Annotated in this window: 18 protein-coding genes, 1 tRNA gene and 1 pseudogene; 14 read left to right on the top strand and 6 right to left on the bottom strand. The window is 54.6% G+C overall.

Features of this window, described 5'->3' with window-relative positions:
- Positions 1–67: 67 nt before the first annotated feature.
- From icd to AK2_RS05215, 7 genes are all read left to right on the top strand, one after another.
- A complete protein-coding gene (gene icd, locus AK2_RS05245) occupies positions 68–1,360 on the top strand; it encodes an NADP-dependent isocitrate dehydrogenase (RefSeq protein ID WP_067932154.1) in 1,293 nt (430 codons plus the stop codon).
- Between the two features lie 66 nt (positions 1,361–1,426).
- The gene (mdh, locus tag AK2_RS05240) at positions 1,427–2,371 is read left to right on the top strand and encodes a malate dehydrogenase (RefSeq protein ID WP_067932152.1); all 945 of its coding nucleotides are present in this window, start codon (positions 1,427–1,429) and stop codon (positions 2,369–2,371) included.
- A 299-nt stretch (positions 2,372–2,670) separates the two neighbouring features.
- Complete coding sequence (polA, locus tag AK2_RS05235) at positions 2,671–5,400, top strand: DNA polymerase I (RefSeq protein WP_067932150.1); 2,730 nt, start codon at positions 2,671–2,673, stop codon at positions 5,398–5,400.
- Between the two features lie 64 nt (positions 5,401–5,464).
- Entirely contained in the window at positions 5,465–6,442 is a 978-nt protein-coding gene (gene mutM / locus AK2_RS05230) for a DNA-formamidopyrimidine glycosylase (protein WP_083520879.1), read from the top strand.
- Positions 6,439–7,083 (top strand): dephospho-CoA kinase, encoded by a 645-nt coding sequence (gene coaE / locus AK2_RS05225; protein WP_067932148.1) that lies wholly within the window; start codon positions 6,439–6,441, stop codon positions 7,081–7,083. The genes mutM and coaE overlap by 4 nt, the downstream gene beginning before the upstream one ends.
- Positions 7,020–7,655, top strand: coding sequence for a lytic transglycosylase domain-containing protein (locus AK2_RS05220; protein ID WP_067932144.1), 636 nt, complete (start codon positions 7,020–7,022; stop codon positions 7,653–7,655). The genes coaE and AK2_RS05220 overlap by 64 nt, the downstream gene beginning before the upstream one ends.
- A gap of 191 nt (positions 7,656–7,846) precedes the next feature.
- Positions 7,847–7,931: transfer RNA gene (locus AK2_RS05215), tRNA-Leu, on the top strand.
- 577 nt (positions 7,932–8,508) lie between these two features.
- Here AK2_RS05215 and AK2_RS17745 read toward each other — a convergent pair.
- The gene (locus AK2_RS17745) at positions 8,509–9,132 is read right to left on the bottom strand and encodes a CPBP family intramembrane glutamic endopeptidase (protein WP_369406119.1); all 624 of its coding nucleotides are present in this window, start codon (positions 9,130–9,132) and stop codon (positions 8,509–8,511) included.
- Positions 9,133–9,822: 690 nt separating this feature from the next.
- Positions 9,823–10,490 (bottom strand): annotated as a pseudogene (locus tag AK2_RS05205) (transposase); the annotation flags it as partial.
- A 133-nt stretch (positions 10,491–10,623) separates the two neighbouring features.
- On the opposite strand from AK2_RS05205, the gene AK2_RS05200 reads away from it, so the two are divergent.
- The gene (locus AK2_RS05200) at positions 10,624–11,139 is read left to right on the top strand and encodes an enolase C-terminal domain-like protein (protein ID WP_083520877.1); all 516 of its coding nucleotides are present in this window, start codon (positions 10,624–10,626) and stop codon (positions 11,137–11,139) included.
- A 239-nt stretch (positions 11,140–11,378) separates the two neighbouring features.
- Positions 11,379–12,296 carry an aldo/keto reductase gene (locus tag AK2_RS05195; RefSeq protein WP_067932139.1) on the top strand — a complete coding sequence of 306 codons (918 nt, stop codon included), beginning with the start codon at positions 11,379–11,381 and terminating at the stop codon, positions 12,294–12,296.
- A gap of 64 nt (positions 12,297–12,360) precedes the next feature.
- Here AK2_RS05195 and AK2_RS17735 read toward each other — a convergent pair whose 3' ends face one another.
- From AK2_RS17735 to AK2_RS05180, 4 genes are all read right to left on the bottom strand, one after another.
- Positions 12,361–12,555 carry a LysR substrate-binding domain-containing protein gene (locus AK2_RS17735; RefSeq protein WP_067932138.1) on the bottom strand — a complete coding sequence of 65 codons (195 nt, stop codon included), beginning with the start codon at positions 12,553–12,555 and terminating at the stop codon, positions 12,361–12,363.
- A gap of 110 nt (positions 12,556–12,665) precedes the next feature.
- The gene (locus tag AK2_RS05185; RefSeq protein ID WP_083520876.1) at positions 12,666–13,157 is read right to left on the bottom strand and encodes a DDE-type integrase/transposase/recombinase; all 492 of its coding nucleotides are present in this window, start codon (positions 13,155–13,157) and stop codon (positions 12,666–12,668) included.
- Positions 13,150–13,398, bottom strand: coding sequence for an IS3 family transposase (locus AK2_RS17730; protein WP_083520875.1), 249 nt, complete (start codon positions 13,396–13,398; stop codon positions 13,150–13,152). The genes AK2_RS05185 and AK2_RS17730 overlap by 8 nt, the downstream gene beginning before the upstream one ends.
- A 95-nt stretch (positions 13,399–13,493) precedes the next feature.
- Positions 13,494–13,829, bottom strand: a complete 336-nt coding sequence (locus tag AK2_RS05180) for a transposase (protein ID WP_169794731.1) — start codon at positions 13,827–13,829, stop codon at positions 13,494–13,496.
- A 141-nt stretch (positions 13,830–13,970) separates the two neighbouring features.
- Between AK2_RS05180 and AK2_RS05175 the strand changes: the two genes are divergently transcribed.
- The 5 genes from AK2_RS05175 (at position 13,971) to AK2_RS05155 (ending at position 19,854) form a co-directional block, all read left to right on the top strand.
- Positions 13,971–14,969, top strand: coding sequence for a LacI family DNA-binding transcriptional regulator (locus AK2_RS05175; protein WP_157076235.1), 999 nt, complete (start codon positions 13,971–13,973; stop codon positions 14,967–14,969).
- 83 nt (positions 14,970–15,052) lie between these two features.
- On the top strand, positions 15,053–16,423 hold the full coding sequence (locus AK2_RS05170; protein WP_067932135.1) for an ABC transporter substrate-binding protein: 1,371 nt from the start codon (positions 15,053–15,055) through the stop codon (positions 16,421–16,423).
- Between the two features lie 158 nt (positions 16,424–16,581).
- A complete protein-coding gene (locus tag AK2_RS05165) occupies positions 16,582–17,484 on the top strand; it encodes a carbohydrate ABC transporter permease (protein ID WP_245632783.1) in 903 nt (300 codons plus the stop codon).
- A gap of 111 nt (positions 17,485–17,595) precedes the next feature.
- Positions 17,596–18,408, top strand: coding sequence for a carbohydrate ABC transporter permease (locus tag AK2_RS05160; RefSeq protein ID WP_217994669.1), 813 nt, complete (start codon positions 17,596–17,598; stop codon positions 18,406–18,408).
- A gap of 75 nt (positions 18,409–18,483) precedes the next feature.
- Positions 18,484–19,854: a glycoside hydrolase family 30 protein gene (locus tag AK2_RS05155; RefSeq protein WP_067932131.1), complete on the top strand. Its 1,371-nt coding sequence runs from the start codon at positions 18,484–18,486 to the stop codon at positions 19,852–19,854.
- Positions 19,855–20,764 lie beyond the last annotated feature (910 nt).

The following is a 20,764-nucleotide window of genomic DNA, read 5'->3' as shown; positions in this document are numbered from 1 at the left end:
CTTTGAAAATTGCCTGTGGTAAGATTTTCGAGAGACAAACCACGCGTGCAAAGGGAGGCCAGCGGCGATGGCGTTCAAAACCTACCAACCTCCGGTTGACGGAGAACCGATAACGAAGCAGGCGGGAAAACTGCAGGTCCCGGATGTGCCCATCATCCCGTTCATCGAGGGCGACGGCACAGGCCCGGATATTTGGCGCGCCTCTCAGCGTGTGTTTGACGCGGCGGTGGCCAAGGTGTACGGCGGCAAGCGGCGCATTGCCTGGTACGAGGTGTATGCTGGTGAAAAGGCTTTCAACAAGTTCGGCGAATGGCTGCCGGAGGATACACTGACTGCCCTTTCCACCTACCTGGTGGGCATCAAGGGGCCACTGACGACGCCGGTCGGCGGCGGCATCCGCTCCCTCAATGTGGCGTTGCGCCAGGAGTTGGATTTGTACGTCTGCCAGCGCCCTGTCCGTTGGTTTCGCGGCGTTCCCTCGCCGGTCAAGCAGCCTGAACTCATCGACATGGTCATTTTCCGGGAGAACTCCGAGGACATCTATGCCGGCGTGGAGTGGGCGGAAGGGACTCCAGAGGTCAAAAAGGTCATCGACTTCCTGCGCAACGAGATGAAGGTCACCAAGATTCGCTTCCCCGAAACCTCGGGCATCGGCATCAAACCGGTCTCGCGCGAGGGCACCGAACGGCTGGTGCGGGCGGCCATCGACTACGCGTTGGCGCACCGCCGCAAGAGCGTGACGCTCGTGCACAAAGGCAACATCATGAAGTTCACCGAAGGGGCGTTCAAAAACTGGGGCTACGAAGTCGCGGAACGCGAGTACGCCGACAAGGTCTTCACATGGGCCCAGTACGACCGCATCAAAGCGGAGCAGGGGCAGGACGCGGCCAACAAGGCGCAGTCCGAGGCGGTCGCCGCTGGCAAGTTGATTGTCAAGGACGTGATTGCCGACGCTTTCCTGCAGCAAATCCTGCTGCGTCCGGCGGAGTATGATGTCATTGCTACCCTCAACCTCAACGGCGACTACATTTCGGACGCGCTGGCGGCGCAGGTCGGCGGGATTGGCATCGCGCCGGGAGCCAATATTAACTACGAATCCGGCCACGCCGTGTTTGAGGCCACCCATGGCACCGCCCCCAAGTATGCGGGGCTGGACAAGGTCAATCCGGGTTCAGTCATCCTCTCAGGCGTCATGATGTTTGAGTACCTGGGGTGGCAGGAGGTTGCTGACGCAATCATTTCGGCCTTGGAAAAGACGATTGAAGAGAAGGTCGTCACTTACGACTTTGCCCGCCTGATGGAGGGCGCCAAGGAAGTCAAGACCTCCGAATTTGGCGATGCGTTGATTGCCAATCTGTGATGGATGTGGACGGCACTACAGATACAGAAGGGACTGCGAGGCATGGAAGTCAAGGAGGAATTGAAAATGATTAAACGGAAGAAAATTTCCGTTATTGGAGCGGGTTTCACCGGTTCGACGACGGCGTTCATGCTCGCGCTGAAAGAGCTCGGGGACGTGGTGTTGGTCGACATTCCGCAGTTGGAGGACCCGACCCGCGGCAAGGCGCTCGATATGGCCGAAGCGCTGCCGGTGGTCGGCAAGGATGTGCATGTCATGGGCACCTCCAGTTACGAGGACACGGCCGGATCGGACCTGGTCATCATCACTGCCGGTGTGGCCCGCAAGCCGGGCATGAGCCGCGATGACTTGGTGACGACCAACGCCGGCATCGTCCGCTCGGTCACCGAGCAGGTGGTCAAGTTTTCTCCCAACACCATCATCATCGTGCTCAGCAACCCGGTGGACGCCATGACCTACGTGGCCTACAAGACCTCCGGATTTCCAAAGAATCGCGTGATTGGCCAGGCCGGCGTGCTGGACACCGCGCGCTTCCGCACGTTTGTGGCCGAGGAGGTCGGCGTCTCGGTGGAGGACGTATCCGGGTTTGTGCTCGGCGTGCACGGGGACGACATGGTTCCGCTCATCCGTTACTCGTACGTCGGTGGCATCCCGCTGGAAAAGCTGTTGTCCAAGGACAAGATTGACGCCATCGTCGAGCGCACCCGCAAGGGCGGCGGCGAAATCGTCAACCTGCTCGGCAACGGCAGCGCTTATTACGCGCCGGCCGCCTCACTGGTCCAGATGGCGGAAGCCATCCTGAAGGACAAGCGGCGTCTGCTCCCGGCGATAGCTTATCTGGAGGGCGAGTACGGGTATCAAGACCTGTTCCTCGGTGTGCCTACGATTTTGGGCGGCAACGGCTTGGAGAAGGTCGTCGAGGTCGACCTCTTGCCTGAGGAAAAGGAAGCGCTTGACAAGTCGGCCCAATCGGTCCGCAGTGTGGTCGACGTGGTCAAGTCCAAGCGGTGACTTCATCTCCGTCCCGCCCGGCGGTCACTCGCACCGGGCAGACCAGGGGCCAACTTGGTCGCCGCGCCGACAGCCTCTGGTCTTCTCGTCCCGGGCGTCTGGATTGCCGGAAGGCCTGTTGAAAAGCCTGCGCCGGACGGCGTGGGTTTTTTCTTGAATGTCTATGGATTGAAATTCCAGATCGACCAGGTTCCGCATGCTTCAATTGCCTCCAGAGCGCCCAAATGGGGTCCGCCCGTATGGTACAATGGGAAAGCAAGCCGACGTTTCGACCCCCCGTTTGGGAGTGAGATACCTCTATGGCCACGGACGCATCGAAACTTGTCCTCATTGATGGCAACAGCATCACCTATCGCGCATTCTTCGCGTTGCCGCCGCTCTCCAACGCGCGCGGTCAATTTACCCATGCGGTGTTCGGGTTCACGCAGATGTTGCTGAGACTCCTGCAGGATGAAAATCCAACACATATTGCCGTGGCGTTCGACGTCGGCAAGACGACGTTTCGGCATCGTGTGTTTGAGGCATACAAGGGAACGCGACAAAAGACGCCCAGCGAGCTTTCCGAGCAGTTTCCGCTGGTACGCGACGTGCTCCATGCGTTTCGGATCCCGGTGATTGAACTGGAAAACTATGAGGCGGACGACCTTATCGGTACGCTCGCGCGGATCGCGGAGGCGGAAGGGCTGCCCACCTTGGTTGTGTCAGGTGATAGGGACCTCCTGCAGTTGGTCAGCGATACAGTCCACGCCGCCGTCACCCGCAAGGGCATCACCGACATGGACGTGTACGATGTGGAGGCGGTGCGAGCCCGCTTTGAGCTGTCGCCGGAACAGATTGTCGATCTCAAGGGGCTGATGGGTGACAACTCGGACAACATCCCCGGCGTGCCCGGGGTCGGGGAGAAGACTGCCATCAAGCTGCTTAAAGAGTACCACACGGTCGAGAGCGTGCTGGAGCATATTGACGAGGTCCCCGGCAAGAAGCTGCAGGAGCGGTTGCGCCAGAACCGGGAGCAGGCGTTGATGTCCAAGCAACTGGCCACCATTTGCCGCCGCGCTCCGATTGACGTCACCATCGAGCAACTGAAATACGAGGGTTATGACGTAGCGGCGGTGCGCCGCGTGTTTCACGATTTGGGTTTTCAGTCACTCTTCGACAGGATTTCCGGGGAAATCGACAGCCCTAGCGAGGCTCGTTCGGACGTGGACGCGGACGGCGGGAAACTGCCTGAACTGCAGGTGGAGGTGATTGTGGATAGACCGCACCTGCAGTCCATGTGGGCGAAGCTGAGCGGCACCATTGGGATTGTGCCCCACTTCGCCGAGGGCGGGTACCAGACAGCCGATGTGCGCGGCGTGGCTATCGGTTTGGCCAATCGAGGCTACTACGTCTCGTTTGCGGGCGACTTGGGCATGGCGGATGTCGAGGAGCTGTGGAGGGACGACTGGGACAAAGTGGTCTTCGACATCAAGGCGCTGGCAGTCGCTCTGGACAGTCACGGCCACAGCCTGAAGCTGGACGACAGTTGGGACGACGCCATGATTGGCAGCTACTTGCTCAATCCGTCCGACGGCGAGCCGTCGCTGGCCGATATCCTGGAGCGGGAGTTGAAGGTCCGCCTGGATGACCGATTGCGCCGTGCGGCCGGCGGCCGGGTATCAGGCGCGGGCCGCGGAAAGCCGGACGATGCTCACCCGACGGCGGATGCCGCCGCAGCGCAGGCCGAGGCCGAGGCGTTGGTCCGCATCGCCTCGCTGCTGATAGACCTCAACCGGCATACTCAGGAAGCTCTGGCGGCGCAGGACCTGGAGCGCCTATACCGGGAAGTGGAGCTGCCGCTGGCGATGGTGCTCGCGCGTATGGAGTCGCTCGGGTTTCTGGTCAACGCCGATTGGCTCCGCCACTATGGGGAGGAGCTGTCCGGGCGCATTGCGGCGCTGGAGCAGGATATTCATCGTCTGGCCGGGTGCGAGTTCAACATCAACTCGCCCAAGCAGCTCGGCGAGGTGTTGTTCGATAAACTAGGTCTGCCAGCGCTGAAAAAGACGAAGACCGGGTACTCGACCAGTGCGGACGTGCTGGAGAAGCTGGCCCCCTACCATGAAGTCGTCGAGCGGATTCTCGAGTTCCGGCAGCTCGGCAAGTTGCAGTCCACGTACGTGGATGGGCTGCTCAAGGTCATCCGGCCTGAGACGGGGCGCGTGCACACTCGTTTCCACCAAACGCTGACCGCCACCGGACGGCTTTCCAGCAGCGATCCGAACCTGCAAAACATTCCTATCCGCATGGACGAGGGGCGCCGGCTGCGCCAAGCGTTTACGGCCAGCTATGACGATTGGTCGATTGTATCAGCCGACTACTCGCAGATTGAGCTGAGAATTCTCGCGCATTTATCGGGAGACGAGACGCTGATTGAGGCATTCCGCCAAGGAATGGACATCCACACGCGCACGGCGGCCGATGTGTTTGAGGTGAGTCCAGAAGAGGTCACACCGCTCATGCGCCGCCAGGCAAAGGCGGTCAATTTCGGCATCGTGTACGGCATCAGCGACTATGGGCTCTCGCAAAACCTGGGCATCCCACGCAAGCAGGCGGCGGCATTCATCGAGGGGTACTTCGCCAAGTTCCCTGGCGTCCGGCGCTATATGGACGAAATCGTGGAGATGGCGAAGCGGCAAGGGTATGTGACCACCTTGCTGAACCGTCGCCGCTATTTGCCCGACATCCGCAGCCGCAACTATAACCTGCGCAGTTTTGCCGAGCGGACGGCGATGAACACGCCGATTCAGGGCACGGCGGCCGACATCATCAAGTTGGCGATGGTGCGCATCGACGAAGCCTTGCAGTGTTCCAATCTGAAGGCGCGTATGCTGCTGCAGGTGCACGACGAGTTGATTTTCGAGTGCCCGAACAGCGAGTTGGAGGCGCTCCGTGAGCTGGTCGAGGACAAAATGGAGAATGCCATGGTGCTGAGTGTGCCGCTCAAGGTGGATGTACACGTAGGCAAAACGTGGTACGAAGCGAAATAAAGCGTCAAGTCAAGACATCAAGTCCAGGCGTCCGCCGGAACGCAGGTAGAAGGGGGTGCATGCTGTGCCGGAGTTGCCCGAGGTGGAAACAGTCCGACGCAGCCTGGATGCACTGGTTGTCGGCAAGACAATAGGCAACGTGGAGGTGCGATTGCCGCGCCTCATTCGCACGCCGGGCGATGTAGGGCGGTTCCAGACGCAGTTGGCCGGATGCCGAATTGAGGCGGTGGAGCGGCGTGGGAAATACCTTATCTTCCGCGTCCCGCCTTATCGCCTGATCTCGCACCTGCGCATGGAGGGTCAATACCGCCTGCACCAAGCGGGGGAGCCCGAGGGACCCCACACCCACATCATTTTTCATTTCACGGACGGGACAGAGCTCCGCTACCGGGATGTGCGCCAGTTTGGCACCATGGACCTCATCGCCGAAGGGGATGCTATGCCGAAAGGGGTGGCGAGTCTGGGACCGGAGCCCTTTGCGGACGAGCTGGACGGGGCGGGTCTCTACCGCCGCATCCATCGGCGCCGGGCACCCATCAAGGCGGTGCTGCTCGATCAAACGTGCCTGGCCGGGCTCGGGAACATCTACGTGGACGAGGCCCTGTTTCTGGCCCGCATCCATCCCGAGCAGGTGGCCGCGAAGGTCACCCGCCGCCAGGCGAACGAACTTTTGACCGCCATTCGCGGCGTGTTGCGGCGTGCCATAGATGCGGGCGGATCGTCCGTGAGCACATACGTCGACGGCTACGGGCGGCACGGCGGCTTCCAGGTGGAGCTGAATGTTTACGCGCGCGAAGGGGAACCCTGCCGCGTCTGTCAGACCCCCATCGAGAAAACGCGCGTAGGCGGCCGAGGCACGCATTATTGCCCCTTGTGCCAGCGCCCGCCCCGGACGTCCCGCCGGTCTTCGACAGCGCGCGGCAAGAGCCGGCCCAGCTTCTACGGTCGAGCCAACGGATTGGACGCGCGTCAGACGACGGATGAGGAGGACGGGCGGTTGGCGGCTGGCGACGACCACGCGGGCCAAGGGGTGGGCGCATGAGCGGACTCATCGTGGGTCTGACCGGCGGCATCGCCACGGGGAAGAGCACCGTCTCCAACATGCTGCGGGAGCTCGGCGCCTATGTCGTGGACGCCGACGTGTGGGCGCGCCGAGTGGTCGAGCCCGGAACGGACGGATGGCGTGAGGTGGTGGAGGCGTTCGGGCCGGACGTACTCCGCCCGGACGGGAGCTTGAACCGGGCGGCCCTGGCGGCCATTGTCTTCCACGACCAGGAAGCCCGGCGGCGACTCAACGCCATCACCCATCCGCGTGTACGCCGCGGCATGCGCTCCGAATCGGACGCCTATTTGGCCGAGCACCCGGGCCATCCGGTCATCTGGGATGTGCCACTGTTGTTCGAAGGGGAGACCCGGCGTATGGTTCAGCGCACCGTTGTCGTCTATGCGGACGAGGCTACGCAATTGGCCCGCCTGATGGCGAGAAACGGCTACAGCCAGGCGGAGGCCGAGGCGCGCATCCGCGCCCAGATGCCTATCGAGGAGAAGCGTCGACTGGCAGACTATGTAATCGACAATACTGGGACTTTAGAACATACCAGAGAGCAGGTTGAACGCGTATGGAAGAGCCTTCGCAGCGGCGCGACCGGGTGCGGATCTTCGTCGTCAACCGGCGGACAGTAATCAGCCTGATTCTGTTGATTGCACTGGTCGGACTCATCAGCTCCAACCGGTTTTGGCAGTGGATGTACCCCATTGGATACGCGTCCGAGATCCAGCAGGCGGCCCACGCTGCACACGTCGATCCGCTCCTTGTCGCGAGTGTCATTCGCGTCGAAAGCAAGTTTCACACCGACGACGTGTCCCACGCCGGCGCGGTGGGGCTGATGCAGCTGATGCCCGGGACCGCGCAATGGATCCGCGTGCAGATGCGGCGCCACGGCGATCAAGACCCCACGCTTTCCGGTCCGTTGGACCTGCATGACCCTCGCACCAACATTCGCATCGGCAGCTGGTACATCCATTATTTGCTGGTCACCTTTCACGGCAACCAGGCCGCCGCTATTGCCGCCTACAACGCAGGGCCGCGGCGTGTGAACGATTGGTTGAACCACGGCACTTGGAGCGGCGGGCTCAAGGACGTGGAGCAGATTCCTGTGGGCGAGACGCGCCACTTCGTCGACCGGGTGTTCTACAACTATACGCTGTACAAACGGATTTACGGGTTTGAAGCGGCGTGGAAGATGCAGACATAGGAGAGCGCGGGCGGACGGTTTACGAGGGAAACCGCCCCGGCCTGGGGCCGGTTGTTGGGCTTAGCGTAAGATCTGGGACGGCGTTGGGTGGCGGGGACATGGCGTGTGTTCCGGCGGTTGACACGCCCTGGGGTAGCCCGTATAATAATGGTCGTCACTTCGAATCAATCGTGTGACATATCAAACCATATGTCGAGGTGGCGGAATCGGCAGACGCGCACGTTTGAGGGGCGTGTGGGGAAACCCGTACGGGTTCAAGTCCCGTCCTCGACACCATAGAGTCTTGTACGGCAGGGGTTCCTAGGAAAATTGGACCAGGGACCCTTGCTTTCGTTTTGGCTTCGATAGTCGCCGTGACGTGTGTGCAGACACATCCAAACGTGTGCGTGGATGCCGAAACAACGGAAAAACGAAGTTGACTCAATGACACTACAGGGGGCTGTCCCTGTCTGAGGAGAAAACGTTCTTCTACGGGATATTTGGCTTCTCTCATCAGATAGCGGTGGCACCAGGAGAATCTGACGGAGCTTGAAAGAGCGATGATCCGGCAAGGGATTACGGTACCTTACGTGCGGCGCGTGACGGCACACCTCATCAAGGAGGATTTCGTGTTTTACATGTCGAGGAGGCGAGCCTTCGGTCCAACACCATCAATGGCGTGTTGAGCGCGTTGGGTTTATGTTGGTAACACACGGACAGGTCAGGCGGTGTCCGAATCGCGAAAGTACATGGCTTTCGAAAGGGGATAAGGATTAAGATGGACAAATGGAGGTGTGTTCGGTGCAAGACGGGTTTGTCTCTCGCTATGCTCATTTGGATAATATGGCGCTACAGATATCAGGAAAAATTCATGTTAACTCATAAAGGGAAACCCTCCCCAAATGGTAGTATAAGTATGAAATATTGAACCAGGTAAAACACTTTTTAGTCGATAGTAGAGAAAACCATATACCCATCCCGTTGGTTGCAATGGGAACATACACTCCAGTAACCACTGCCACCATGAAAGGGAAAGATGCATGCCGATGAGTAACGATGGTATGTGCGCTATATCAAACAGGATAACGACTATCCACATGCTGAGAACAGGGGATCGAAGAAAGGACAAGACTTGAGGAAAAATGTAGCCCCTGAAGACGGTCTCCTCCTGAAATCCATTGACAAAAAACTGTGAACTAAAGGCAATGAGACTGCTGATGGACACGGTCGGTAATATATTCTCGGGCGTCTCTGCCCATACGTTTCCTCTCAAAACAGACAGCCCCGTCCACAAAAGAAGCAATAGGACAATCACTAACCCGTCCCGCCAGGTTAAGGTGAACGATTGCCTACTATAAGTGTTAAGTCGCCATAAGGAAAAGCCTACCCATAATACCGTTAGCCAGAATGGACCAACGAGTGCGTTATCTATATTTCGTCGATCATTATATGGTAAATCATGGAATAACGTGGCAATCGGCTTTAAGATATTTAACATGAAGGTGGGAGGTTTATACTCATACATTGTCCACAGAAGGGTGATCAATAACAGATAGCATACAAACATACCTCCAAGTATAATGCCAGCGTTTAGGGTTCTCGGTAGTTGCGGGATCCTTCGAGACTTTGCCCAACAAGTCAAAGGGAAGATGCAAAGGATGATTGTCAGCCCAACCCCGTAGTTCCACAGTACTTCAGCAGTATTTAAACTTACGATCAATCTTAATGGACCTGTATATATTGTCATCGTAATGGAAATGTATACTAAGATGACTAATGGTGAAATCAGATATATCGAACTTATCCTCTTTAACATCTTACACCTCTTAATTGTGGAACACTTCTTCGAGCAGTCGAGTTAGTGAGATATATTACTTGTTTCATTTTAACATGTGGATAGGAATTTAAGGAAACTCGTCGTATGGAATTGAATATATTATTTTGTTGTCTCCTTGCGGTAATGCTTGCGGTTCAAGCACTCAGGCCATATGCGTGAAGTGGAGAAAGTGCGCAACCAGCCAGTGCCGACGGAAGTGATTGAATTGGTGCGGAATAAGCATTGAATCACAAAACGAATTGCCTTTGATGTCTCTATCTCAAAGATAAGATAGGTTCAGCGATTGACCGGAGAGTCAGTACGTTCGCTAAGCTCACTCAATGGGGTTTACACAAAATTATTGACAGACCCGAGTGCCTTGCACACCGTGGCATTCTCGGTAGCTCCGTGCCACACGCCCAGCATTTGTTTCTTGCCCTCTGCGTCAATCCCCAGGGCCGCTACCACGGTGTGTTCTGCCATCACGATGCCATCGATGATGAGGGCAACGTATCTGCGGCTGTCCAAGCCGTTGCATCAACTCAGCCAGCCGTTTTCTTGTGGCTGCAATGAACCGGCGGCTGACGGCGCTCTTGCTCGTGCCAGAGGCCTCCAATTCCTCTCCGACCGGCTCCAGACCATACAGATAGTTTCGAGTGGACAGCCCATGAATCATCCGCTCCAGCGAAGCCTGTGTTAACAGATCTGGGTCCTGCAGGGCCTGATACGTCTCGAGTGGAATTTCCCGGCCATCCACGCTGCGCACACGCACCTTCTCCATAGCCATCTTGCAACCGCCGAGGGTGACGGAGCCTTTCTCTTTTCCATGCTGAACGGCCTTGCGCTCAGGATTGTGCTTGCCTTTGGGACCGACAAGGGCATCCACCTCCTCCTGCATCATGGTCTGGACGACTCGCCGGCCAGTCTGCACCGCCAGCGCCATGAGGCCTTCTTTGGTCGCTTCACACATTCAACAGAGCAAGCTGGACAGCTAGGCTCTTTTCGGGATCGAATCTTGTAAACTGCTTCTGGCCTTTCAACGCAATCTTGTGTACTTTTGACTTCATAGTGGCGTTCTTACTTCCTGAATTTTCCAAAACTCGTTATACCAAACGGGGTCAGGAGACCGCCACTTTCAAATTTCCACGAAACTCGGGACTACGCCTGGAAAATATGATTCCATGGCAGTACACTGAGCAATACGTCAGGTTGTCGAAGTCAGTCACCACGCCAATCTGCACGAGAGAGGGCATATATTTTGAAAGAGAACTTCAGGCCGTTGCTCGGATCGCACGGGGTATCGGTGATTCACCCCGACGTACTGACTGTCGGTGGGATTCTAGAAACGAAAAAATCGGGGATATGGCACAGGAGTACGGTGTGATCATGGCCATACATATGGCGGAAAGTCCCATTGCCTACCTGGCAGAGGTTCACGTAGCGGCCGCAACGGAGAATTTTCTCACACTCGAATTCCATTCCGTCGACGTGGATTGGTGGGATGACATTATCATCAGTACTAAGTTTCCTAAACCGCCGCTGCAAAACGGGTTCATTGCAGTTCCGGATGCGCCAAGTCTTGGGAGCGATGAACTCAACGATGAAGTCATCGCCCAGCACCTGCATCCGGACGGAGATTTCGGGTCTGTGGGAACCCCCCGATACATGGAACGAGTTCTGGTCGAATGATAGACTATGGAGTTAAAGAGGTTGTCCCAGAGGGGGTTAGAACTTCCGGGGCTATCGCCCGGCCTGAACAGTCCCCACTGGGGACCAGGCCCAGTACGCATTTTGGGCTAGCTTCCTCGCACTGCTGGGGTCTTATAAAGTCGAGCTTAGTTCTTTAGCGCTTAGCGAAACTTATGCCTGTGGTGCCTAACCTCTTTTCGGACATGCACTTGACATGCACTTAAAGGAGGAGACAAACCGTGAGAACCATGAAACTTGGAACCAGCACCTTAGAGGTGCCGGTCGTCGCCGTCGGGTGTATGCGCATTCAATCGCTGAATAAGGCCGAAGCCGAGCGTTTTGTCCAAACCGCGTTGGAAGAAGGCGCGAATTTCTTCGATCACGCGGATATCTACGGCGGCGGTGCGTGCGAGGAGATCTTTGCGGAAGCCATCCATATGAACGACGACGTGCGGGAAAAGGTTATCCTGCAGTCCAAGTGCGGCATTCGCAAGGGCATGTTCGATTTCTCGAAAGAGCATATCCTGGAAGCGGTCAACGGAAGCCTGAAGCGGCTGAAGACCGATTATCTGGACGTCCTGTTGCTGCACCGTCCGGATGCGCTGGTCGAGCCGGAAGAGGTGGCCGAGGCGTTCGACATTCTCGAGAGTTCGGGAAAAGTGCGGTACTTCGGTGTGTCCAATCAGAAACCGATGCAGATTGAATTGCTGAAAAGATGGGTACAGCAGCCTATCGTGGCCAACCAACTGCAACTGAGCATCACGAACGCCACCATGATCTCGAATGGCATCAATGTGAATATGGAGAACGATGCAGCGGTCGACCGGGACGGCAGTGTGCTCGATTATTGCCGGCTTCACGACATCACCATCCAACCCTGGGCGCCTTTCCAATACGGCTTCTTCGAAGGCGTGTTCCTCGGCAATGACAAGTTCCCGGAATTGAACCAGAAGATTGACGAGATCGCCAAGAAGTATGACGTGAGCAACACGACCATTGCGATTGCGTGGCTGTTGCGCCATCCCGCAAAGATGCAGCCCGTCATTGGCACGATGAATATACAGCGGTTGAGGGACTGCTGTAAGGCAAGCGATATATATCTAACGCGCGAAGAGTGGTACGAGATTTACCGCGCGGCAGGAAATGTGCTGCCGTAGTCTAGCAGGACTTCTCTTGTAAAATCCATGAAGGCACTTTGGGCAGGCGTAAGCCATTTTGTCCTTACCAGCGCATTTGTGTAACCACCGGGAACTCGGGACCACGCCAGACAAGCGATCGGAGCAGGTCGCTTTTCACCTCTGACTTTACGGCCATCGCGGGTAACAAGGTCATACCGAGGCCCGTGATGGCGAACTCCTTTATCACCTCTATACTGGAAAATTCAATCGTTGGATTGACACACCCAGTCGCGGCCAATGCCTGTTCTCACAACGACTTTAAACACGTCCAACCTCGACAAAGGGGCATAACCCATCGTACCAAATGACTACCCTTCCTGGACTTCCCCTAGTTTCCTTGCCACGAGGTTAAGACAAAAACGACGGACATGTTTGACGTATGGCAGTGTTCGTATTGCTTCGCCGTAAGATAGCCCAGAGCAGAATGCATCCGTTTGCTGTTGTAAAACATTCGATGTACTCGAACACCGCATTCTCTGCTTCCCGGACACTCACAAATTTCCCGCCGGGCAGGAGTTCCGCCTTCAATGTCTTATAAAAGGCCTCCATCACTGCGTTATCGTACGGATCTCCCGGGCGGGACATGATGACACCGCCATGACGCTTCACGGTTTCTTGATAGCGCCGGCTCGTATATTGCGATCCTCGGTCTGCATGGACGATCAACCCTGCCGGTGGCTGTTCCCGGCCTATGGCTCGCAGGAACGCGTCAATGACAAGCTGCTCAGTCATGCGGGTTTTCATCGCCCACCCGACAACCTTTCGCGAAAAGACATCAATGTAAGTGGCCAGGTACAGGAACCGTGCTGTAGTCGAATGTAGGTGATGTCTCCTACCCATAACACGTTTTTGGTCTCAGCGGCAAAAGCTCGTTGAACCAGATTCTCCACAATTCGCCTGACGGCTCGCGCCCCAGGCGATGTTTGCGTCGCCACGGCAGGGCCACAAGGCCCATCCGTTGCATGTGCCGAGCCACATGGTTCTTGCTCGTGAAGATGCCTCGCTTACAAAGTTCCAGCGCGATGCGCGGGCTTCCATAGCGGCCTTTGAATTCACGGTATACCTCGCGTATGGCGTCCATGAGCAGCTCGCTGTCGATTTGTCGTTGGCTCTTGCGGCGCTTGCACCAATCGTAGTAGGCTTACCGGCTGACCCGCAACAGGCGATACATCACCTTCACTTCGTAGGTTTGTGCGTTTTCCCAGATGAATCGGTACTTGACCTCTCTACCCCCTTCCAGTATGCCTGAAATTTTTTTAGGATCTCGTTCTCCGTCTCCAGTTCTTCAAGCCGCTTTTGCAGACGCTGGATTTCCCAATCCGCATTGCGAATTGGTGCGCCATTTCCGGAAAGCGCGTCCTCACCATGAGTTTGGTACTCGTAACCCCATCGGTTGAGCATAGTAGGAAGAATCCCAAGCGCCTTGGCAACATGAGAGACCTTCTTGCCTTCCTCCAATACCTGTTGGACTGCTGAAACTTTGAAGGCCTTATCATACTTCCTTCGCTTCATGAAAATCATCCCCTTTACACCGAGTCTGACTTGGTCTTAACCCCCGTGTAAGGAGGACTCTAGAAAGTCCATATAGAATTACTCCCAAATTATATCTAAAATTATATCCTGACTCTTCATATCGAAAGGGTGTGCTTGGTGGTGTCCCGTAAAGCCACAATTAAAGACATTGCAAAGATTGTCGGGGTGACACCTGCAACCGTTTCCAACGTTTTGAACGGAAACAACCGGTTTAGTGAGGATACGAAAAAGCGCATTCTCGCGGCGGCCAAACAGCTGAATTACACGCCGAATATGTTCGCGCGGGCGTTGGTCAAAAATCGCTCGTACACAATCGGGTTGTTTATTCCAGCGTCACCGCGTGCGTTCCTCGACCCCTACTTTTCCGAACTTCTTCGTGGATTGACTGAGATCGCGCTCGAACACGGCTATGTCGTCTCCATCATCTACGCGGATGGGTTGAATGAGACAGTGCGGAACCGGATCGATGGGCTGGTTCTCACGGAAGTGAAAGTAAAGGACGAGTATGTGTCATTTTTTCAGCGCGCGAACGTCCCATTCGTTTCATTGGCCAGGGGCGCTGAGAACGAGCTTGAAGATTATGTAGTCTCCGACACGAGAAGAGGTCTGGAAGAAGCAATTAAGTATTTAGCGCGACTGGGTCACCGAAGGATTGGCTATGCACTTGGGCCGCTTGCTTACGAATACGTGTATGAGCGCTATTCTATATTTCGGGATATCCAGCGCAAGATGGGGCTGATCTGTGAGGCTACCGATGTCGGCACAGGGGAGAACAGTCGACAGGGTGGACGGATGGCAGCCCGTCGTATTATGCGAGCCGCTTCTGAAAAGCCCACCGCGATCTTGGCCTCGACCGACGTGATGGCGCTCGGTGTTATCGAATATCTACAGAGCATTGGAATGTCTGTTCCGGAAGATGTCTCCGTTGTCGGTTTTGATGACGCCCCATTTTCGAGATACGTCACCCCCCCGATTGCGACGGTTCGGCACGATATCTACCAATTGGGTCGACATGCGGCGAGCATGCTGATTTCTAAGCTGGAGGGCCGTGATTACACCAAGCCAATTATTTTGCCTGTTAAATTTATCGTCCGGGGCTCAATATCGTCTCCTCGGTAGTTGCGTTCTTAATAAGAAGTATTGTAAACTCTTTCACAGATATTGCTTAAACGTTATAGCAAAACACAAGGGGGGTACACTTTATGCTGAAGAAAAGTGCATTGGTAACGACGGCGCTGGCACTCACCTTTACTGGGTTGGTCGCTGGTTGCGGTACGGGCGGAAACACCAGTAACGCAGGCAGCAACAGCAACACACAGAGCTCAAACGGATCGAATGGCGGCAGTGCGAGTTCATCTACAAGCCATACCATCACTATTTGGGATTCCGAAAGTGGCACCATGCAAAACATGATGCAAACGGCTACGGATAACTTCAACAAGTCACAGAAACAAGTCACCGCAAAAATTCAGTTCTATAACGACAACGCGTACAAGCAAAAGATTCAGATTGCGATGGGCGCAAACAACCCGCCAGATATCATTTTCAGCTGGGGTGGTGGCACGCTCAAAACCTATGTGGACGCTCATAAAGTTGTCAATCTTGACTCGTTCTTGAAAGCAAATCCATCTTACAAGAACAAGTTCTTCCCCGGCGTCTGGGGTAACGTGACGTTCAATGGCCATGTGTACGGTGTGCCTGAAGGCGCCGGTACGCAACCAGAGCTTCTCTTCTACAACAAGGCCATCTTCCGAAAGTATCACTTGCCTGTACCGACAACCTGGCCTCAATTGTTGTCTGACGTGAAGACCTTGAAAGCGAATGGTATCGCGCCGATCTCGCTCGGGGCACGCGATCAGTGGCCAGACCTTCTGTGGCTCATGTATCTAACGGATCGAATCGGTGGACCGTCAGTGTTCAACAACATCATCAACAATAAGCCGAATGCGTGGAGCAATCCGGCTGTGGCCAAGGCTATCCAAATGATTCAGCAGCTGATTCGGGCTGGCGGATTTGAAAACGGTTATGCAGGTGTCAGTGCCGACAGCAATGAAGATCAGGCGCTTCTGTATTCCGGTAAAGCCGCGATGTTGCTTCAGGGTTCCTGGATCTTTCCATCGTTGAAGTCGTCTGCTCCTCAATTTACATCGCAAGATTTGGGTTGGACCACGTTCCCGAAAGTTCCTGGCGGCAAGGGCAACCCGAATGACTTGATGGGCAACATATCGACCTACTATTCGGTGTCCTCCAGCAGCAAAGATATTAGCGGCGCTGAAGAGTATTTGAAGGATGTTCCACTGAACAGTTACGAGATCAAAACCGAGATTCAAAACGGCGTCATTCCGCCGGTCAAAGGACTTGCAGGCGACTTCAAGAATGTTCCGGACTCCAATTTCCTCACCTATGTGTACAACAAGGCTGAAAAAGCACCTGTGTTTGTGACCGGTTGGGACCAATTGTTGCCGCCGTCTGAAGCGCAGACCTTGCTGAAGGATCTCAACAGCGTGTTCGTTTTGAAGATGACACCGCAACAGTTCGTGAAGAGCATGAATGCGGCAATCCCGAAGTCGTAAGCTGCGCTTCTTCAAATGAGGTTCCAGTAGAACTGATTTGTCGCCTATCGCGTCCATTGATGGGCGGCAAATCACTTCGCGTGTTTTATGGTTTTCCTGCTTATTTGGGTGGGTAATGACGCAACTGAGAATAGAGCACGATTAAGGAGGTCGTTGATGTGCCGAGGAAAAAACGAACGCAGAGAATTGCTATCCTCCTTTTGGCGCCCTCCCTCATTCTGTTTATTGTCTTCGGGATTGTACCGATGCTTGGCGCGGTTTATCTGAGTTTGGTCAATTGGAACGGAATTGGTCATCAAACATTCGTAGGGCTTTCAAACTGGGTTCAATTTGTCAAGGACAGCTCAGCCTGGCACTCGATTTTGCTCACCTTTGAAGTGATGATTTTGACGTGGGTCATTCAGACGCCGCTTTCTCTCATGGTGGGTATTTATTTGGCGGGGAAGCAACGCCACCGGAGTTGGATGGGTGTCATCTATTTTCTGCCGCTGCTCTTTTCGTCGGTGGCGGTGGGACTATTGTGGTCTTACATACTTGATCCCAACTTTGGCCTGGTCAACACACTGCTCAACGCAATCCACCTGAAGTTTCTCGCGGCAAACTGGCTCGGTTCAACAAGGCCTGGCCTAGTTCTGTGGACGCTTGTCGCGATTGTATCCTGGCAATACATTCCCTTTCATAGCCTGCTGTACCAGGCAGGAAGGAAACAAATTGCGGATTCGCTCTACGAAGCGGCGCGCATTGATGGCGTGACTTTCTGGAAAGAGTTCTGGTTTATCACCTTGCCGCAGTTGAAGTACACCGTCGTGACGTCGACGGTTCTGATGCTGACGGGATCTCTGACGTTCTTCGATCTCATTTACATCTTGACGGATGGGGGGCCGAACGAGGAAACGAACGTTTTGGCCGTGAACATGTACAACACGGCATTTAATAAAAGCATGATAGGGTATGGCAGTGTATTTGCGGTCGTCATCGCGATTATTGGCATTATCCTGTCCATCGTCATGACGAAGTTTACTGGGTTCAGAAAGCTGGAAAGTCAGTCGGAAGGTGTATAATTCTTCGGATTGGCGATGTTTCTTAGCGATATTGGATTCGATAGCTTGTCGACACCTACAAATGTAAAGGTGTCGAGTCAATGATAACTGTGTTGGAAAAGGGGTGATCGTTTGCTGCGCAAAACGATTGTGACGACACTCGGAATTATCTGGGCGATTGTCTCGCTCTATCCGATTCTGTATATGGTTTTTGAGAGTTTGCGTACCCAGGAAACGTATATCACAGGCTTGCCGTGGTTGCCTCCGGCTCATCCATACCTCGGGAACTTTCAAGACGTACTTGCACAAGGATTTGTTGGATACTTTGTAAACAGTGCCATCGTTGCGATCATCTCCATTGTCATGATTCTGGTGTTTAGCCTATTCGCCGCTTACGCGATTGTTCGACTCGACGGGTGGTTTAGTTCGCGGGCGTTTACGCTCTTCTTAGCGGGACTTGCAATTCCCATTCAGGCTGCCATAATTCCACTCTACATCTTGATCGATAAAATGGGTTTTTACGATACGCTGTGGGCGATTATTCTGCCTTCGGTCGCGTTCGCCTTGCCATTGTCCATCTTAATTCTAGTAAACTTTATTAGAGATGTTCCGAAAGAGTTATACGAAGCCATGAGTATCGACGGTGTCGGTACATTCGGTTTATTGTTCCGTCTGGTCCTACCGCTTTCAAGGCCAGCGATGATGGCTGTTGGCATTTATAACTTTGTGCAAATTTGGAACAATTTTCTGTTCCCGTTGGTCCTTACGAGCAATCCGAAACTTCAGACGCTTCCCCTCGCATTGCAGCATTTCGAGGGTCAATATACAATGAACGTCCCAGCGATTATGGCTGCAGTGATTTTATCGGCAGTACCGCTTATCATTGCTTATATTATTGGCCGCAAGCAGTTGTTGGCAGGCATGACGGCAGGATTCAGTCGCTAGTTGGACGGGGCGATCAGGTCTTTGTAGGGCAAAGACAGATATGTGCTGTATCCTCATCTACTAGGAGGAATTGATTTGACTTCACGAGCTTCGACGCACAAAACCATTCGCGTTTTTCAAACCGCGCGAGATACATGGGATAGGTTGACGGAGAAGGAACCTATCACCGTTCAAGAGGATACAAGCAGTTGGAATGGATTCCTGAATATCTATCCGGATGTGAAATACCAGACCATTGAAGGTTTCGGCGGTGCATTTACGGAAGCTGCTGCAATTACGTTGGCCAAAATGGCGCCACATTTTAGAGTTGAAGTGCTGACGGCGTACTTTGATGCCAACCGGGGACTGGGATATACATTATGCCGAACACATATCAACAGCTGCGATTTTTCATTAGAGAACTACTCGTACGTTGAAGATGGGGACGATTCGTTGTCCACGTTTGATATCAAGCGGGATCGGGCGCATTTAATTCCACTCATTCAGGATGCGAAATCAGTTGCTGGCGAGACGTTTCGTCTGTTTGCCTCACCATGGAGCCCGCCGGGCTGGATGAAAACGACGGGCACCATGAATCATGGCGGTACGCTTTTGCCGGAATATCGGCGGACGTGGGCTCAGTACATCGCGAAGTACTTGCAGACGTACCGCGAAGCGGGGATCGATATCTGGGGCGTTACCGTTCAGAATGAGCCGGCTGCGGTCCAGACATGGGACTCCTGCAACTATACTGCGCAGGAAGAAGCCGATTTCGTGCGGGACCATCTGGGTCCGGTGCTCGACGCGGAAGGTTTCGGAGACGTGAATATTATCATTTGGGATCATAACAAGGACAGTCTGTACCGACGCGCGAAGGTAGCCTATGAAGATCCGGAAGCCTCGAAATATATTTGGGGAGCTGGGTTTCATTGGTATTCGGGGGACCACTTTGGGGATCTCGACGCTGTCCACCACGTATTCCCGGATAAGAAACTCTTGTTCACAGAGGGCTGCGTCGAGGGTGGCGTCAAGTTGGGAGATTGGGCGCTGGGCGAACGATACGGCCATCACATCATCGGTGACTTGAACCACTGGGCGAACGGTTGGGTCGATTGGAACATCGTGTTGGATGAACAGGGTGGTCCCAATCACGCTCAAAACTACTGCGACGCACCAATCATCGCAGATGTGGCCAATCAACGACTTCACTATCAGCCTTCCTATTATTATATTGGCCATGTGGCGAAGTTTGTTCGACCGGGGGCTGTGCGGATCGGGTGCAGTGTGTACACGGATCAGTTGGAATGCGTAGCATTTGAGAATCCGGACGGTTCGATTGTCGTTGTCGTCATGAACCGGACAGACTCGACGATTCCATATCGGTTCACCACAGAACCGGGCAAGGTGGCTGTCGGAACGTCGCTGGCCCATTCTATTCAAACTCTCGTGATTGATAGCTCGAACTGATGATGCGGTGAGGTGGCCACACTGGTGGTCATCTCATCGTAGTTTTTTTATCTCTATCGAGGTTGAAATGGATATCTGAGGTCAATTCTTGTAGCGAGCATCTGGTTGAGTTCGGGAGATTCGCCATCTAGATCACCAAGGGAGATGCCTCCCTGTGGTCGGCTCTCCCAGTTGAGACAGGCTGTAATGGGTTTGTCTCAGTCAAGGGCTTTCGAGGCATATCCTCGTTGCGCTGCGGTATTCCACGGTCCCTTGACTGCACCGCTTGCATCCTACATGAATGGAAACACAAATATGCTGCGGTACCCCTATTCACACGTACGCTTAGCATCACCGAACCTTGGTGTACGTCGAGAAAGTCGAATTCTCCCATAAGAAATGCAGACTGGACATTCGCCTAGACTTTCACGAGGGAGCAAAATTCCCATGTCCCGCTTGCGGGGCTGAGAACTGTGAGGTATACGATACCCCGAAGGCGACCAGATGTTGTACGTTTGAATGTGGGGGGGGAAGATGCCCCTGAAGGCAGTCGCAGGGAATCTCTGCCCGAGGGTAGGACAAGGCAGAATCGTGTTGGTCGTCCCTCGGAGGCATACTGGCTCGTGTGGCCGTGGGGTCTACCCCAGCCCGCAGATGTATCTTCTTTGGCCTTTAATTGGCCCGAGAAGCCACATCTCGACATGCTCCACGTATCTTTACCTGGGGTGGGGGTCTCTCAAGCCCCCTAGTATATTGATGTCCCGTACTCCGGAGAGTTTTGAGATAAAATTCTCGTAGCGGTCGGGGTACTACGGAAAGCCCCTTTGGGACCAGTGGTTCTCGAGAATTAGAGTGTAGTCCCCGCCTTGCGAGAGTTTACGAATGAGCTGGATGTTGGAGGGCGTATTGAACCCGACTTTGTCAAGACAGG

Origin of the sequence: Alicyclobacillus kakegawensis NBRC 103104, from assembly GCF_001552655.1 — a bacterium.
Lineage (GTDB): Bacteria > Bacillota > Bacilli > Alicyclobacillales > Alicyclobacillaceae > Alicyclobacillus_G > Alicyclobacillus_G kakegawensis.
Note: the sequence above shows the minus strand (reverse complement) of the source record. Positions and strands in the feature narration are given on the sequence as shown.